We start from the raw sequence: 15,561 nt of genomic DNA on the forward strand, positions 1-15,561 counted from the left end.
TTCGTCTTCAACCTGCACCTCTGAGTTCTTCAAATAACAAAAATTCAGAGGCGACATCTAGTGTGACGCCGGGGGACATCGTTGGATGTTTCTGCGCTTCTAGGCCCGTTCCAGAGTCCGTCACTTCATCCACCGAGACAACACGAGAACATACAGCGCCGACACAGCGAGCTGAATCACGGTGATGGGCAGACCGAAGCGTAGGAATGTCGCGAATGTGATCACCCGGCCATGACGCGCACAAATGCCCGCGGACACGATGTTGGCGGACGCGCCGATGAGCGTGGCATTCCCACCGAGCGTCGCACCGAACATCATGGCGACGAACACTGGAATGGTCGCTGAGGGCCACTGGGTGAAGTGAGCATCCAGCGCAGCATCGGGCACCGCTTCGGCTGCTACGAGGTAGCCCTTCACGACCAGGATCGACGCCGCAGCGACAGGCACGTTGGCGAGCACGGCCGAAAGCAGTCCGATCCCTCCGATCATCGTCAACGCGACCAGAGTCAGTTCGGTCCCAAATGCGGCGTAGAGCTTTAACGCGAGCTGCGGCAACAACCCCGTCTTCGCCACGGCCTGGACGAGACAAAAGATCGAACCCAAAAATAGAAGCGTCTTCCAGTCGACGTCGCGCAATACGTTGTCGGTTGGCTCGACTTTTGCAGCGAAGCCCACCAGCAATCCAAGGGCGCCCGCGATCATCGCGACCGTCGGAGGCACGACACGCGTCGGCAGCCGCTCGCCCAGAACGAAGAGGACAATCATCGTCCCCAGTACCGCAAGCGAGCACGCCGCGTAGACCGGCCGAGCGATCCGCGCACGAGCCGCTGGCGGCGGAAGCGGCATGCGCACGCGCCAGACGTCGCGCATCAGCAGGGGCAACAGCGGCACGATGACGAGCAGTGCCAGGACGCCGCCAAGGCTCACGCGCCGCAGATATTCACCAAAGCTCATGCCAATCGAGCTGCCGATCAGAAAAGTCGCCGGATCGCCCACCAGCGTGAGCAGCCCGGCGGCGTTGCTGACGATCGCGGTCAGAACCATCGGCCCGACGATGTCCGTTCCGAGTGCGGTCGCAACCCGGATGATGATGGGCGCAAGCAGGATGACCGTGGTTGCGTTCGGAAGGAATGCGCATATAGGTGCAACCAGCGCCATCAGCAAGAAAAGGAAACGCCTGCCGCTGCCGCCTGTCGCGCGCAGATAGATGTCACCGATCAGTTCGAAAAGACCCGTGGTGGACAGGATGCGCGCGACTACCATGCCGCCAAACAGCAGACTGAGAGGCCCTCCAGAAATGCTCGTTGCGATCAGCAGGTCGTCTTCGTTCAATATGCCGAGTGCGATCAGCACACATACGCCTATCAGCGCGGCCACGGCCATGTCTACTATGTTGAACGCGATCGCGAGGATCACAGACCCGAAGACGCCGAGGACGATGTAGATCTGCAGTTCGCTCATGAGCGCGCCCCGGCAAACTAGCGTACAGGTGGCGCGTACATCAGGCCACCCTGTGTCCATAAGCGGTTGAGCCCGCGCTCGAGATCGAGCGGGCTGCGCGCGCCGAGGTTGCGCTCGAACATCTCGCCGTAGTTCCCAACGCTCAGGATTGCGCGCTCGACCCAGCCCGGTTCGACTCCGATAGCCGTGCTCACGTCGGTCCCAGGCTCCAGTGGTCCCGCAATCAGTGGATCTCGCATGCGCTCCTTCCCATTGCCCTGTGTGACGCCGGACTCTTCAGCGGCAATCAGCGACAGCAACACCCAGCGAACCAGTACCAGCCAGGTCTCGTCCGTGGCCCGGACCACCGGCCCGAGGGGTTCCTTCGCGATCCGCTCCGGCAGGATCACATGGTCCTGCGCGCGGCCAGGGAGCAGCAGGCGAACGGCGGAAAGATGAGCAGCATCGGCCGTATAGGCGCTGCAGAGCCCTTTAATGTACGCACTCACCACGTCGCTTACCGAGTCGATCGCAAGCGGCTTTACGCTCAGCTTTCTGGCTGCGAAGTAATCCACGAGGTGGACCTCGCTCGACGTACCCTTCTCGACGCAGATCGTTGTGCCGTCGAGACGGGAGACGCTCGTCAACCCGGATTTTTTCGGGACCATGAACGCCTGTCCGTCATAAAAGAGGACGCCCGCGAATTGCACGTCAAGCGTGCTTTCCCGAACGAGCGTCCACGTCGTGTTGCGACTGAGCAGGTCGACCACGCCGGTACGCAATGCCGGGAATCTGGCCGAAGCCTTCAACGGAACGAAGGCGACGCGGTCCGCACTGCCTAACGCCGCCGCCGCCACTGCGTGGCAGAAGTCCACATCGATGCCTGCCCAGCGCCCAGCTGAGTCCTTGGCCGAGAATCCCTCTACGCCTTCGCTAACCCCGCAGCGCAGGAAGCCGCGCGATCTAGCCTGAGCCAGGGTGTCTCCCCGCGCCGCTTGAACCGGCGGATCGACAACCATGAGCAGCGGCAAACACAGCAACAGCAAGCGAATGATGATGCGGCGAATGAGAGCCATGGATGCAAACCGGACCTCAGCAGAATTGTTGCTTCTGATTCAGCCAGGAGGCTGGCCGTTCAATGTCGTGTCAATCGGTATTCGCGCCTCAGGTACGCACAATGCCAAGGCGTTCCTGTCGCGGAGGGGAATGCCGGTCGGCAGCGTTTCATCTGCATCCAACGAGGCAATTCATCCACAGGTCATGCGCGATGTCACGCAAAAATGAGTTACATCTTGACAGTTATAGGCGATCTCCATAGCGCGACAAAGGATTACAAACTGAACGCTGCGCGTGAGGAGCAGCGCTACCGTCCCTGCCCTTGGTCCGATCAGTCGGTCAAACATCGACGGTAATTCCGGACTCTCGACCTATACTTTCAACGATACCTGTGAAGATCGATCACCAAGGACTCCGGCGCCCGCCCTCGCAGAAAGGAGGTTAGTCGATGAACGGAATGGTCAACCGACTGCTGATCCCACTTGTCATCGCTTTCATCCTGTCCAGTTGCGCCTCAACGCCGCCGCCCGCCGGCGAACTCACCTACAAGAGCCGCGCCGTGACACGTACTGAAGGTGGCCTGCGGGTATCGGCGGCAGTCCTTTCGGCTGAAGAAAGCACGGCGACTTATGGTGTAGCGCTCGCAAAGAAGTCCATTCAGCCCGTCTGGGTCGAGGTCTCGAACGACGAGACCCTTGGCTATTTCCTAATGTCACCGGGCGTCGATCCAAATTTCTTCCCCGCTTCGGAAGCTGCCGAGGCGTTTGCGAACGCCAATTCGCCTGGCGGGAAGGAGGAGCTCGACCAGCGCTTCCGCCGACTTGCCTTTCGGAACCCCATCCTGGCCGGCCAGACCAACTCGGGATTCGTGCTGACCCACCTCAACGAAGGCGCGAAGCTTGTCCAGCTGGACCTTGTTGCGAGCGCACAAGCAAGGACATTCTCAATCCTCATCGTCGTGCCGGGCTTTTATGCCGATTATCACGTCAGCGAAGTCTTTCGCCGCGATATCTATCCGCCCCAAAAAATCGTGGACCATACGGATGACGACGCTTTTCGCTCAGCTCTCGAAGCCCTCCCTTGCTGCGCAACGAACCAAGACGGTTCGAGCAATGGCGATCCGCTCAATCTGGTCCTCGTGGGAGGACTCGACGACGCCTTCCCCGCACTGGTGCGCCGCGGCTGGAGCCCGACCGAGCAAAAGTGGTCTGGCGCGATCATGAGGATGGTCACCTCCGCGCTTTCTGGCGATCGTTATGTCAATGCGCCAGTAAGCGACCTTTATTTGTTTGGTCGAGCGCAGGACCTCGCGTTGCAGAAAGCGCGTGACAATGTTCACCAGCGCAATCATCTGCGCCTCTGGCTAAGTCCGATTCGCTATCGGGGTAAGGCCGTGTGGGTAGGCCAGATCAGCCGGGATATCGGCACCCGTCTCACGATTCACTCACCGACGTTCACCACGCACAAGATCGACCCGGACGTGGACGAAGCGCGCAGGGCACTCGCGGAGGATATGGCCTACTCCCAGAACCTGACAAAGATTGGATTCGTAAAAGGAGTGGGCCCAGCCCCGCAAAACGTGCCGAGTCAGAACCTCACCACCGATCCCTACTACACCGATGGGTATCGACAGGTCCTCGTATTCGACCGCTATCCCACCTCGCTTTCAGAGATCGAAATTCTTCCGTGGGAGATGAGTGGGAAAGCCAGGAGGGACCCGCCCTCGGAAGCAAAACAATGAGCAGGTTGCCATCGTCGCTTCGTGCACTGAGAAACGCGGCCGGCAGCGTTACACTCCTTCTCCTTTTGGCAGGCTGCGCGAGATGGACCGCTCCAACGGACCTCGACGATGCGCCGCTGCGTGAGCGTGCCGCGAGTGCGACCAAACTGAACGTGCATGTGCGAGCGGCCATTCTGTCATCCGAAGACAGCGAGCGCATGTTCGGCGCCGACCTCAACAAGACCAACGTACAGCCGCTATGGATCGAAGTTCAGAATTTGACTTCACAACCGCTTTGGCTGCTGCAGTCGGGAACCGATCCCGACTACTTTTCGCCACTCGAAGTTGCGTGGTCCATGCACACGCTGCTCGGAGGCGCTACGAATGCGAGCATCGACGATCACTTCAATAAGCTCGGGTTCAAGAACCCGATTCCAGCGGGGGAAACGCGCACCGGGGTTCTGTTCACCAACCCGGATAGAGATCCCAAGCTCGTCAATGTCGACCTGTTCGGAAACAGGATCTTGGTTCCCTTCTCCCTTTTCGTGCGCGTGCCGGATGACGTGTTCGATACTCGCCTCGCACTGACCTTGTTTCAGTATCCCGATGAGGAAATCGCCGACTACCACGACCTCGCTTCGCTGCGTGCCGCGCTCGAGCGGCTGCCATGTTGCGCCAGCGATCAGCACGCCACGACCGGCGCGGATCCGCTGAATTTCATCGCCATCGGCAATCTGGGAGACATCGGTGCGGCGCTGGTGCGACGCAGCTTTCGCCGCACCCTGCGCGAGGACGATCTGGACCAATGGGTCTTCGGACGCAGACCGGACGTCGTCCTGCGCAAGGAGGCGCAAGCGAGCGCGTCCGCCACCTCCATACGCGCGTGGCTCACGCCGATTCGCTTCAACGGCGCCCTCGTGTACGTCGCCCAGGTCGGACGGCCGGTCGGCGGCCGCTTTGCGCGCGCCGGTACTGGAGGGGACGTGCTACATGAAGATGTCGACGAGGCGAGGAATTTCCTCGTTCAGGACATGATGTATTCGGGCGGTCTGGAAAAGCTCGGATTCGTCAACGGGGTCGCTTCGGCGTCGCGGACAGGTCCCCGCACTACACTAAACGGTGCGTCTTACCATACCGACGGATTGCGCGCGGTGATGTTTTTTGCAACGCGGCCGCTTAGCTTTACAAACGTCAAAATACTGGACTGGGTACCTTACCTCGAGCAACGCGAGTCCGCCGTACACAAGGAGAACGGCGATGCAGGAAAGTAACCCCGTCGCCGGATTGCGCGACAGGCGCGAGGCCCAACCGGATCGTCACCGGCGTGCGTTGTGGCGTGACGGAGCCGGAGTAGCTGCCGCCCTAGCCTGTCTTGCGCTTGCGGCATGTGCAACAAGGCCGCTCATCCCTTATTCCGCGGACACGCCGCCGCTTGCCCTTGTTGCAGCAACCCAGGCAGGGATCCAGGACAAACGGGCGCGATTCCGCGAGATCTACTGTGCGGTCCTGGAAACACACGGCGCCGCGCTTGACGACTACCGCGCTTGCGAAGACGCGCTGACACGAGTCGGTGTCGAGCCTGCGGGCACCGGCGTGCCTGTCGATCTGGGGCAATCTCGGCGACACCTCATCGCGGTAATGGTGCCCGGCGTCGGGTACGACTGCTTCAAGCCTTGGCTCAGTTCGCCCGGCACCGTCGTGAAGCACTTGCGGCGATTCGGCTACGACGCGATCATGCTCGATGTCGACGGGTTGTCGAGTTCGACGAACAATGCACGCCAGATTCGCGATGCCATATTGGCCATGCAACTGCCGCCCGGAGCGCCACAACTCGTGCTGATCGGTTACTCAAAGGGAGCACCGGACATCCTGGAGGCGCTGGTCGCCTATCCGGAGATCCGTAGCCGCGTGGCAGCGATGGTAAGCGCGGCTGGAGCGGTCGGCGGATCGCCGCTTGCGAACGAAGCCGAGCAGTTCCAGGCGGACATGCTGCGACACTTTCCTGGCGCGATCTGCACCTCGGGAGACGGTGGCGCCGTGCAAAGCCTGCGGCCGGCAACACGCAGGGCGTGGATGGCTCATCACGCGCTTCCTCCCGGCCTTCGCTACTACTCGCTCGTCACGTTCCCCGAACCGGATCGCATTTCTTCCATACTGAGATCGAGCTACGAGAAACTCTCGCGCGTCGATGCACGCAACGACAGTCAGGTAATCTTCTACGATCAGGTCGTGCCCGGGAGCACGCTCCTCGGATACGTCAACGCCGATCACTGGGCTCTGGCCGTGCCAATTGCCCGGACGCACTCCGTCATCGGCTCGCTGTTCGTCACGCAGAATGCCTATCCTCGCGAGGCGCTGACGGAAGCGATGTTGCGCTTTGTCGAGGAAGATGTGGCGATGTTCGGGCAGTGAAACGCCATCCGCATGAAACAGCACTATTGCGAGTGGTCGCAGACGCTTTGTGAAGCAGGTACGGTGTCGTTGTCATGTTGGTTGTTCACAGACTGACTATCATCGCGACGTCGCAGGCCCGCGAAAGGCCCGCTCGAGAGACGCATTGCATCGCTACCGGCGGACCCTCGCCATCAGATATCGAGCTTGCTGACCTTGGTGCCTTCGAAGCTAAGATTGGCCATTAGACCGCTGTTCGTCAGCACAAACCCGACGATCGGAGAGTTCGTCGTTGCGGTGTCGAGTGCACCATTGGCGCCCGTCTTCGCGACCGCTACCGATCCATCCACGCCCGCTGTCCAGCCCTTGTCGCTCGTCCGGAATTTATTGAGCGCGTCCTGGGTCATGAACATCAGGATCACCGCCTTGGATTGGGCGCCGATCTGCAGACCGAACGACGCGGTACTGGTCTTGTAATAGCCGATCGACGCGCCTCCCGCGCGAAGGGCGCCTTCACCATATTCGCCGCCGACCACGAGGCCCGCCGCGATCACCGACGGAAACACGAGAATGCCCTTGGCCTTGCTGCCCTGTTCCCGCGCGCCTGGAGTCGAACTGTAAAGCTTGTTGATGGCAGCATCGACGCCGGCATCGATTTCCTTGCGCTTGTTGGCCGCTTCCGTCGGATTCGAGGTCGTGCCGCAAGCGGCAAGCGAGCTGGCGAGGGCAATGGCGGTCAGAGAAACGAAAGTGCGACGGTTCATGAGACTCTCCTCGGTTCAATTGCTCCAAATTGGGGCCTAAGGCTGCTGAGATTGCTGTCCCCACACGTCGGGAAACCACGAAATGCGGCCTACCGACGCGCCGTTCAGAGGCAGCCGCCGATACTCCCGCTCGCGCCGCTATCGGCCCCGCTTCCCGCGCGGAAGCCAACCCACGTCTTGCTGTTGCCCGTCCACGACGGCCGCACGACAGCGGCCGCGCCATTCGGAGGCTGCTGCCCCGGAACATACACATCCATCGCCTGATTGTTCGCCACGATGACTTGGGATACCACCTGTCGTTGCGACTGATCCGCCCATTTCTGCGCGATGCATTGGGCAACAACGGCGGGCGCTTTTTGACTTTCTCCTACGGATTGCGCGTTAACTGGCGTTGGCTGGTTCGCACAACCTGATATGGCAGCGACGCCGAAGAGGACGAGCGGTAGCAGTTTCACGGTAACACCTCCAGTTGGGTTAACATTCTTGTTCCCATTTATCTCTTTCTACTGCTAGCAGGCACTTCCGACGACTTCATCGATGATGCCGCGCGGCACGAGGTTTAGCCGAAGTGTCCATGACAAGCCATGGGTACAAGCAGTTCCTAAGCCTGTCATTTCATCCATCGCACAATCCTCCAGTTGACGTCTCACAAGGCCAAGACGCCTCGAAGCCTTACACGACAATGTTCTTTTCAAGCCGTCTTTAGAAGAGGACGTCCACTGATGCAGGCCAAGCGTGCTCTCCCGAACCCGTTTCCACGACGTGTTGCGACTGAGCAGGTCGAACACGCCGGTACGCGATGCAGGGAAGCTAGCCGAAGCCTTTAGCGTAACGCCGATTGAACCGGCGAATCGACAACCATGAGCAGCGTAAAGAAAAACAGCAGGCGAATGATGATGGGGCGAATGAGCGCATGAATGGAAACGGACTTCAGCGAGATATCGCTTCAGATCCAGCCATAGGCTGGACCTCTTGTACACTGTCAATCCGCGTTTGCGTCTCGCGTATTCGGGACGCCAGGCATTCTTGTCCTGGACAAGAATGCCTGGAGGTGGCGTTTCATCCGCATCGCAAAAACGCCGTCGAATCCGCAGCTCATGCGCGATGCCGTGCAAAAGAGAGTTCTGTGTTGACTGTTATAGGCGATCTCCATCACGCTACAAAGGATTGTTCACCGAACACAACGCATAGGAGCGCGCTATCGTCACTTCGCCTCGGTTAGATCGAGCGCGATATCGGACTTGATGCTTGTATCCCGCGGCGATCGCTTTGATGTTTCACATCAGATGGTAACGATCTGGGAGGCAAAACCCGGCCATTGTCACAAAGCGATGACTGAGTTCGATGCCTCGCATTGCCTTAAATGATTCTTTGCCTGCATCGGCGACCGCAAGACGGGCCGAATGATCAACCGGATGAACGGTTGATTTAAATCGGGCCGATCCGCGCTCGATTCAACAAATGAACAATCCTTTCATACGGGCATGTCTCTGCCTAGAATATGTAAATCAGTTTTGCGATCCTTGGCGGCACAGGTAACTTGAGCGAGAGCACCACTTACCGTAACGATTACCATCTTCTCAAAGGAAAAGTAATTACCGGCTTAGCAATGTTCGCCTAACACGAGTAGGCACACGAAGCGCACAAGTGCCAGTTCCCAGGTCCAAAGCGTCTTTCAAGGAAAAATTACGATGAAAGCCACGAAAGTCATGACCATTGTCGCCGTTGCATTCTTTGCACAGATCGCGCTGGCTCAGCCGCAGACCAACGTGGAAGTCACGAAGGGACCGGACCAGACCACCGTCAAGGGTCTCACCAGGATGATGGCGACGGTGGTAGGAATCGATAAGACCACGCGTACCGTCACGCTCAAGACGCACGAAGGCAAGGTCGTCGAACTGGAGGTCACGAGCGAGGCCCGCAACTTCGACCAGCTGGCTTTGGGCGATACAGTTACGGTGGCGTACAGCGAGGCGCTTACGGTCAGCCTCATGAAGAAAAAAGGGGAAGTGGCTCTTACCGAACGCGGCACGGAGCAGCGCTCCGCACCAGGCGCCAAGCCTGGAGGCACGCTCGGGCGAGAAGTGACGGTCATCGCGGACGTGGTCGCAGTGAATCACAAGGCGAAGACAGTCACGCTCAAGGGTCCAAAGGGCAATACGGTCGATCTGAAGGTGGAGGACCCGGAGCGTCTCAAGCGCCTTCACAAGGGCGATCAAGTCGAAGCCGTCTACACGGAAGCTCTGGCGATATCGGTGGAACCTGCTGGCAAGAAATGAAGCGACGCACTATCGTGCGTCGCTTCGGCACTTGCGAAAGCACGGCTTGCAATTCTGACGCGCGGCGTGATCGATGGCGTCATTCTTGAAGCCGGCGATCGCGCGCACCCTGCGACGCCCGATGCTGCCGCCACGGCACCGACTCCTTTTATCCCCCACGCTGCGCTCGTTCCGGCGTCCCAAGCGGCCTGCCCATCCTCAAGTCGAGCTACGAGAAGCTATCGCACGTCGATGCGGGCAGCGACAGGCAGCTTGCCCTCCCGCGATCAGATCGTGCGCGGGAGCGCTCTCCTCGGCTACGTCACGCTGGTCATGGGGCACTTCCAAATCATCATCGGCTCGCTGTTCTGACGCGAAGGGTATACGCGCGTGAGGCGCTGACGGACGCGGCGCTGCGCATTGTGGAGGAAGACATTGGGAATGTACGAAAAGTGAAACAACTCACGCGGGTGATACCGGCACTGTAACGATGCCGATGGCAGAGCCACATTTGATGCAGTAGTCTTGGGCGAGAGCTGAATGGGCTTAGATCCCCAAAGGAGGTTTGCAGATCATTGGATCGCCGCCGGATGGTTCGTAGACGCCCTTTTGATGCCTGCACCTCAGGCAATCGGCCGACATCCCGGTCAACCAGTGCGACCTCTTTCGCAAAGGATCGCCATGAACGCATCGCCCGGACGTGATACCTGCGCTACCCCGGACTTCGCCGGCTCGGGGACTTTCAATACTTTGCCCCTTTCCCTCCGATGCACGCGCTGCTTTCAGATCGGTGTGCGGCGTGCAGTATGGATTGCCTGCGTATGGCTCGTCGTATCGGGACTGGCTTTGTCGACGCCAAGCCTTGCGCTGGCGGCAGTGACGCCGTTATCCGCCGGATTACAGCGCTTCGCCGAAGGTGTCACAGGCGCATCCGCACCGGCTGCCTCGAGCGCACAGGCGGCATCCGCGCCTGTCCCTGCCAGTCGGGTCGACCTTGCGCGCTCGCTGGACCACCTCATTGCCACGCTCGACAACGACAAAGAGCGCGCAGCGCTCGTGACGCAGTTAAAAAAACTGCGCGAGGCCACCCAGACCGTCGCGCCCGAAGCCCCCGCGGAGCCGAAACGCGATTTGCTCGGCACCATTGCTCTGAGCGTTGCATCGGTCGAGGCGAATCTTAACGAGGGCCGCACACCTTTGCATTACTGGGCAGGCCGTTCGGGCGCGGCAGCAAATGAACTGAAGACCATCGTCACCGGGCAGCGCGACGAGTCGCTCGGCGAGGTCGTCCTTGGAATGTTCGTGACGCTCACCGCCTGGGGTGCCTGTGCAGCCGGACAGTTCCACGCACAGCGGCGCGTCCGTGCGCACTATGGCTGGGATATCTCCCTGGTGCCCAATCCGACGTCGCTCGAACTGTTGAGCTTCGGGATGCGGCAGACGGGCCCATGGATCATCGCGTTTCTCGCGGCCCTGCTGCTCGTCGGGACCAGGGCGGAAGCACTCGGCCACACGCTCGGGCTTGTGATCGCCTATTCGATCGTCGCGGGCGCGATCTTCTCCGCCCTCTGCTCGATCGTGTTCGCGGTGTTCGGCTCTGCGCACCGGCGAGTCGCGGTCCAACTGCTGCTCCCGCGTGCCCGCTCGCTGCTCTTCACGATTGGCGCGTGTGGCGCGCTCGGGGACGCAGCTTCGAATTCTCACGTGACGCAACTGCTCGGCCCAAATCTGGCCGGACTCGTTTCGACCTTCGCCAACATGGCAGCCGCCATCATGAGCGCATATTTCGCCCTCGCGTACCGGCGGCCGGTCGCCCATCTGATCCGCAATCGCGCCTACACGCGTAGGCACGATCACAAGCTGGCAACCGAGGCGCTTGATATCCTCGCATCGCTGTGGCACATTCCGATCCTGCTGATCGCGGTTGCGTCGATCGTTGCGATCGTCGACGGGCGTGGCGCGGAAGGCGGTGTCCTGCAACCGTCGCTTGTCAGCGCACTGCTGCTCGTGCTGACCCTGTTCCTGTCGGCGCTTCTGCTTCACCTGACCCGTGTACGAAACAGCCGGGCTCACCGCCGCACTCCGCATCTGATGAGGCTGCTGCGCTTTGGCGGCATGCTGCTGACCTTCGTCATCTGGCTCGTCTACATCCGGTTCGAATTGGATCTGTGGAGCAGCCCGGTTGCGCGGTTCCTCAAGCAAAGCGCGATGACGCCGGGCGTCAAATACACGTTGATCGCGCTCACGACGACTGTGTTCGGGGCCTGGTTCGTATGGATTCTGATCGATACCGTGATCCTTGAAGCATTGAGCCCGAGCAGCGCGCGCACCAAGGCGCTCGATCCGGGCGTGCGCGGGCGCACCATCCTGCCGCTCGTGCGCAATGCGATGCTCGTCGTAGTCGTCACGATCGCCGCCGTCGCCGTTGCCGCGAGCCTTGGCGTCAATCTGACACCCTTGCTCGCGGGCGCGGGCGTGATCGGCCTTGCGGCGGGGTTCGGTGCGAAGTCGCTCGTTACCGATCTAATCACGGGGCTCTTCATCATCGTCGAGGAGACGGTCTCCGTCGGTGACTGGATCGACATCGACGGCGGCCACGCCGGCACGGTCATCGACCTGACGATCCGCACGGTCCGGCTGCGGGACGGGCAAGGTGCGATCCATACCATTCCGTTCTCGCAGATCAAGATCGTGAAGAACCTGTCGCGTGATTTCGCCTACGCGGTCTTTGAAGTTCGGGTGCCGTTTACTGTCGAAATGGATCAGGTCAGGCGCCTCATTGGCGAGGTCGGCAACGAAATGTTGGCCCATGCCACCTTCCGCAACGAGATACTCGGCCCCGTCGAGGTGTGGGGGCTCGACCGGTTCGACGCCAACGGGATGCTGGTCAAGGGGCAGTTTAAGACCCGGCCGTTACAGCAGTGGAGCGTGGCGCGCGCATTCAACGAGCAGCTCAAGCGCAAGATGGACGACGCAGGAATCGAGATTCCCCTGCCGCGGATGGAGGTTCATACGTCGCAGAAGGCGACGGGCCTGTCGCCGGTACCCGGCAACGACGCCGGCGTGGATGTCTCTGACGGGTCGAGTGCGGGTGCTCCAACGTCGTCGGCACCGCACCTTCAAGAGCCGCCGCGTACACAGCCTGCAACCGGTTAAGACCCGCGAGATACTGTGAAGCTCAAAAGGAGCGCGCCGTTTCGTCGAACATATTGGACCTGGCTACTGCATTCCACAAGTTCGCTCATTGAGCCAGCCGCTATCCATTTGCCAACATCCGGATCGGCCCGACCTATTCACGGCACGGTGCAATCATCGATTCTCTTGAAAGCAGCGATTGGATCGCCCACTCTTTATACGACGGCCGAATGATTTCACCCGCCCCTCGATTTATTCCGCCCACGGAGCTGAAAGGCAGCGCATCACCGCATCAATTCGTGAAGCGAATCATCCAGTCGTTGCCTATGATGAAGCCAGGGTTCGACGGCCTTGTAGCGCGACTCGCCCGCGATTCACGGCTTTCACCCTAAGCCGATAGCCCCTGAGACCACGCTCATCCGCGCCAGCGAAGACAATGCTCTGGTTTCGAATTCAGGCGTTTCGACCGAGCGTCAAACGCAAGGAGTCGCGTACATGAAAGCTCCGCAGCGTCCAGTACACATCGATCTGATGGCGCCGGTCTCGGGCGTCATGGTGCCGCTCGAAACCGTCCCCGATCCGGTCTTCGCCCAGAGAATGGTCGGCGACGGCGTGTCGATCGACCCGATCTCGAATGAACTGCTATCCCCGCTTGCCGGCAAGGTCACGCAGTTGCATAGCGCCGGCCACGCCGTGACGATCACCGACGACAACGGGCTTGAAGTCCTGCGTCCCCCGCTCACTTGCGCCTCCAACACTTTAACGTGACAACGCCCTGCAAGCGCCTCCCGCACGTTTTGCTGCTGGTGGTGAGCTCAGTGCGGCTGACACGAGTGTAGGCAAAGGTGCGCTTGGCCGTTAGCTTGATAAGGGAGGTTAAGGGGCGCCATCGATGTACGAATTATGCACACCGTTCGAAATAGGCTCACGTTATATATCGCACACCCACTCACACCGTGTTCATAGAAACACGTGTCCGCACACGCACTCTTGCGAGCAATGTACCACGGTATATCACCGAGGGCCCCTTTTGAAGCCGGTAAAGCTTCAGCGCTATTTTTGCTGCTCGACCTGTGCGGTGCGTGGGCTGCCTGGGAAATTCGCGGCGAAAAAAAGCCCGCCAAAGGGCAACTAGGCGGGCATCAAGTCCAAAATGATTACAAAGCGCGCCTCCGTCATGCTGGGCGGAAACGCATTCCAAGTATAGGAGGCTGCGGGTGCAAAAGAAAGCTGGGGCTCAGAACCGATCCCTTCAGCCTAAAGGCCCGGTGTTAGTAGAGTGTTGACGATCCGTCGCCCGGCAGAGTATCCGGCCATCAATGCTTCCCCCTGAGTAGAAAAGTAATAGGGCTTGCCACTGCCATCGCCGAGACGGGTTTCATAGAACGTTGCGACCGTGCCTTCGGGTCTTCCGATCGTAACGTCTACCACGTACCCTGTTGAACCTTGGTCGTTTCCCAGCACCAAATTGAAGTCCGTTTGAACCGCGACCTCTAGTGTGAACCCTTTGTACCCGTAGAGCCGGAGCATGATTCAACCTTTCGCCTAGGGCAGGCATACATTATCCCTTCCAACTGACGCCAGGATGTTTCGAAAGGGTGCTCTGGCCGGGCGCCCTTTATTAGTGAACGCGGTCTTGCGCCAGTTGAATCAGGGCAGCGCCGTCACAACGTTCATCGGACAATAGATTCCTTTCACCGGTCTCTCTATCTTCTGCTGCCTTAGATTTGCGCGCCACGGCAAAGTTGGACTGCTGCCACCAGGATATCGGCGCCGATTTCTGCTTTGCGATGGGGAAAATTCGGAAATTCGGGCTCGCGTGAAGCAGCCACGGCGTTATCGCCGTCAGTTCTGTTAACGCGGCATTCTTGGCCAGGCGCTCTATCTCTAAGCCGCGGGCGGGCGAGCGTGCGACAGGGATTGGCTGCTTTTTCGATGATGAGATGCTCGCACTGCAAGGCATGGAAGATCACGAATGGCAAAGCCTGTATTCTTCAACTTCGGAGGCGCGGTCGACGATCCGCGCCCGACAGTATTTCCGCCGCACTAGGCGTTCGGTCGACGGGCGATCCTTGCGAATGCCACCTTGCCGGGACGGAAACGTGGTGCGCTTTCGCTTCACGGCTGAACGGTCGCGCGTGGCCCTCATTTTCCTTGTCATTGCGCGGCGAATCAAACCAAATCGGTCTGGGAAAAAAATAGGAAAGCTTTACACCTATGCGAAGAATGGAACTGTCGTCAGAGAGGTTGCGCTAAGGTCTGCTCCAGGCACGAAAACCAGCGTGTTATCGCCGAGAGGTATGAACGAAAAAAACTTCTCATCGGGGCCAACGAACCGTTCTCTGGCTGTAACGAGGTCTTCCGGGAACACGGCATGACAGGGGCGGCCATCGCACGGGGAACCGGAAGCAGCTGAACCTCGGCCCGAAGCGGCCTATAGTTTGGCATTCCTCGCATGGTAAAAACTCTGTAATCCGCTATTCTCTATACGGGACGGACAGGTGTTAAGAGGTGTTCGAGCAGAAGGAGTTAATAAATTGATCACTCACATACTGCGCCGCGTGTCCAGGGCTACCTGGATATCGGTTGTGCTGCTGAGCGCCGCACCTTACGGCTACTCTGCCTCCGAACAGAAAGGACCACCGGTCCGTGCCGTGCGAGGCGAGCCTGAAACCGCCTCACAAGCCCAGGCTCGTGCGATTCTGACGAAAATGGCGGAGTTCCTTGGCGGGACGCCGAGCTTTCGTGTCGGTGTGCGCAGCGGGTACGACGCCGTGCAGCCATCCGGGCAGAAAAT

Annotated in this window: 10 protein-coding genes and 1 pseudogene; 7 read left to right on the plus strand and 4 right to left on the minus strand. The window is 59.8% G+C overall.

Going from position 1 to position 15,561, the window contains the following annotated elements:
• Positions 1-120 precede the first annotated feature (120 nt).
• Positions 121-1,416 carry an SLC13 family permease gene (locus AWB67_RS31065; RefSeq protein WP_235025428.1) on the minus strand — a complete coding sequence of 432 codons (1,296 nt, stop codon included), beginning with the start codon at positions 1,414-1,416 and terminating at the stop codon, positions 121-123.
• Positions 1,417-1,478: 62 nt separating this feature from the next.
• Complete coding sequence (locus AWB67_RS31070) at positions 1,479-2,516, minus strand: amino acid ABC transporter substrate-binding protein (RefSeq protein WP_087659949.1); 1,038 nt, start codon at positions 2,514-2,516, stop codon at positions 1,479-1,481.
• Here AWB67_RS31070 and AWB67_RS39955 point away from each other — a divergent pair.
• From AWB67_RS39955 to AWB67_RS31085, 4 genes are all read left to right on the plus strand, one after another.
• Positions 2,515-2,724, plus strand: a complete 210-nt coding sequence (locus AWB67_RS39955; protein ID WP_125477742.1) for a hypothetical protein — start codon at positions 2,515-2,517, stop codon at positions 2,722-2,724. The genes AWB67_RS31070 and AWB67_RS39955 overlap by 2 nt on opposite strands.
• 220 nt (positions 2,725-2,944) lie before the next feature.
• Positions 2,945-4,237 (plus strand): LssY C-terminal domain-containing protein, encoded by a 1,293-nt coding sequence (locus tag AWB67_RS31075; RefSeq protein WP_087659950.1) that lies wholly within the window; start codon positions 2,945-2,947, stop codon positions 4,235-4,237.
• Positions 4,234-5,487: an LssY C-terminal domain-containing protein gene (locus AWB67_RS31080; RefSeq protein WP_087659951.1), complete on the plus strand. Its 1,254-nt coding sequence runs from the start codon at positions 4,234-4,236 to the stop codon at positions 5,485-5,487. The genes AWB67_RS31075 and AWB67_RS31080 overlap by 4 nt, the downstream gene beginning before the upstream one ends.
• On the plus strand, positions 5,474-6,628 hold the full coding sequence (locus tag AWB67_RS31085) for a lipase family protein (protein ID WP_235025429.1): 1,155 nt from the start codon (positions 5,474-5,476) through the stop codon (positions 6,626-6,628). Before AWB67_RS31080 ends, AWB67_RS31085 begins: the two co-directional genes overlap by 14 nt.
• Positions 6,629-6,801: 173 nt before the next feature.
• On the opposite strand, the gene AWB67_RS31090 is transcribed toward AWB67_RS31085, so the two are convergent.
• Together AWB67_RS31090 and AWB67_RS31095 are read right to left on the minus strand one after the other, a co-directional pair.
• Positions 6,802-7,371, minus strand: a complete 570-nt coding sequence (locus AWB67_RS31090) for a BPSL1445 family SYLF domain-containing lipoprotein (protein WP_087659952.1) — start codon at positions 7,369-7,371, stop codon at positions 6,802-6,804.
• A 104-nt stretch (positions 7,372-7,475) separates the two neighbouring features.
• Positions 7,476-7,826, minus strand: a complete 351-nt coding sequence (locus AWB67_RS31095; protein ID WP_087659953.1) for a hypothetical protein — start codon at positions 7,824-7,826, stop codon at positions 7,476-7,478.
• 1,236 nt (positions 7,827-9,062) lie between these two features.
• On the opposite strand from AWB67_RS31095, the gene AWB67_RS31100 reads away from it, so the two are divergent.
• The 3 genes and pseudogenes from AWB67_RS31100 to AWB67_RS31110 all read left to right on the plus strand — a co-directional run.
• Positions 9,063-9,650, plus strand: a complete 588-nt coding sequence (locus tag AWB67_RS31100; protein ID WP_087659954.1) for a hypothetical protein — start codon at positions 9,063-9,065, stop codon at positions 9,648-9,650.
• A 660-nt stretch (positions 9,651-10,310) separates the two neighbouring features.
• Complete coding sequence (locus AWB67_RS31105) at positions 10,311-12,785, plus strand: mechanosensitive ion channel family protein (RefSeq protein ID WP_087659955.1); 2,475 nt, start codon at positions 10,311-10,313, stop codon at positions 12,783-12,785.
• Between the two features lie 474 nt (positions 12,786-13,259).
• A pseudogene (locus AWB67_RS31110) lies at positions 13,260-13,493 on the plus strand (PTS sugar transporter subunit IIA); the annotation flags it as partial.
• Between the last annotated feature and the right edge of the window lie 2,068 nt (positions 13,494-15,561).

This window comes from Caballeronia terrestris, from assembly GCF_001544515.1.
GTDB classification, from domain to species: domain Bacteria; phylum Pseudomonadota; class Gammaproteobacteria; order Burkholderiales; family Burkholderiaceae; genus Caballeronia; species Caballeronia terrestris.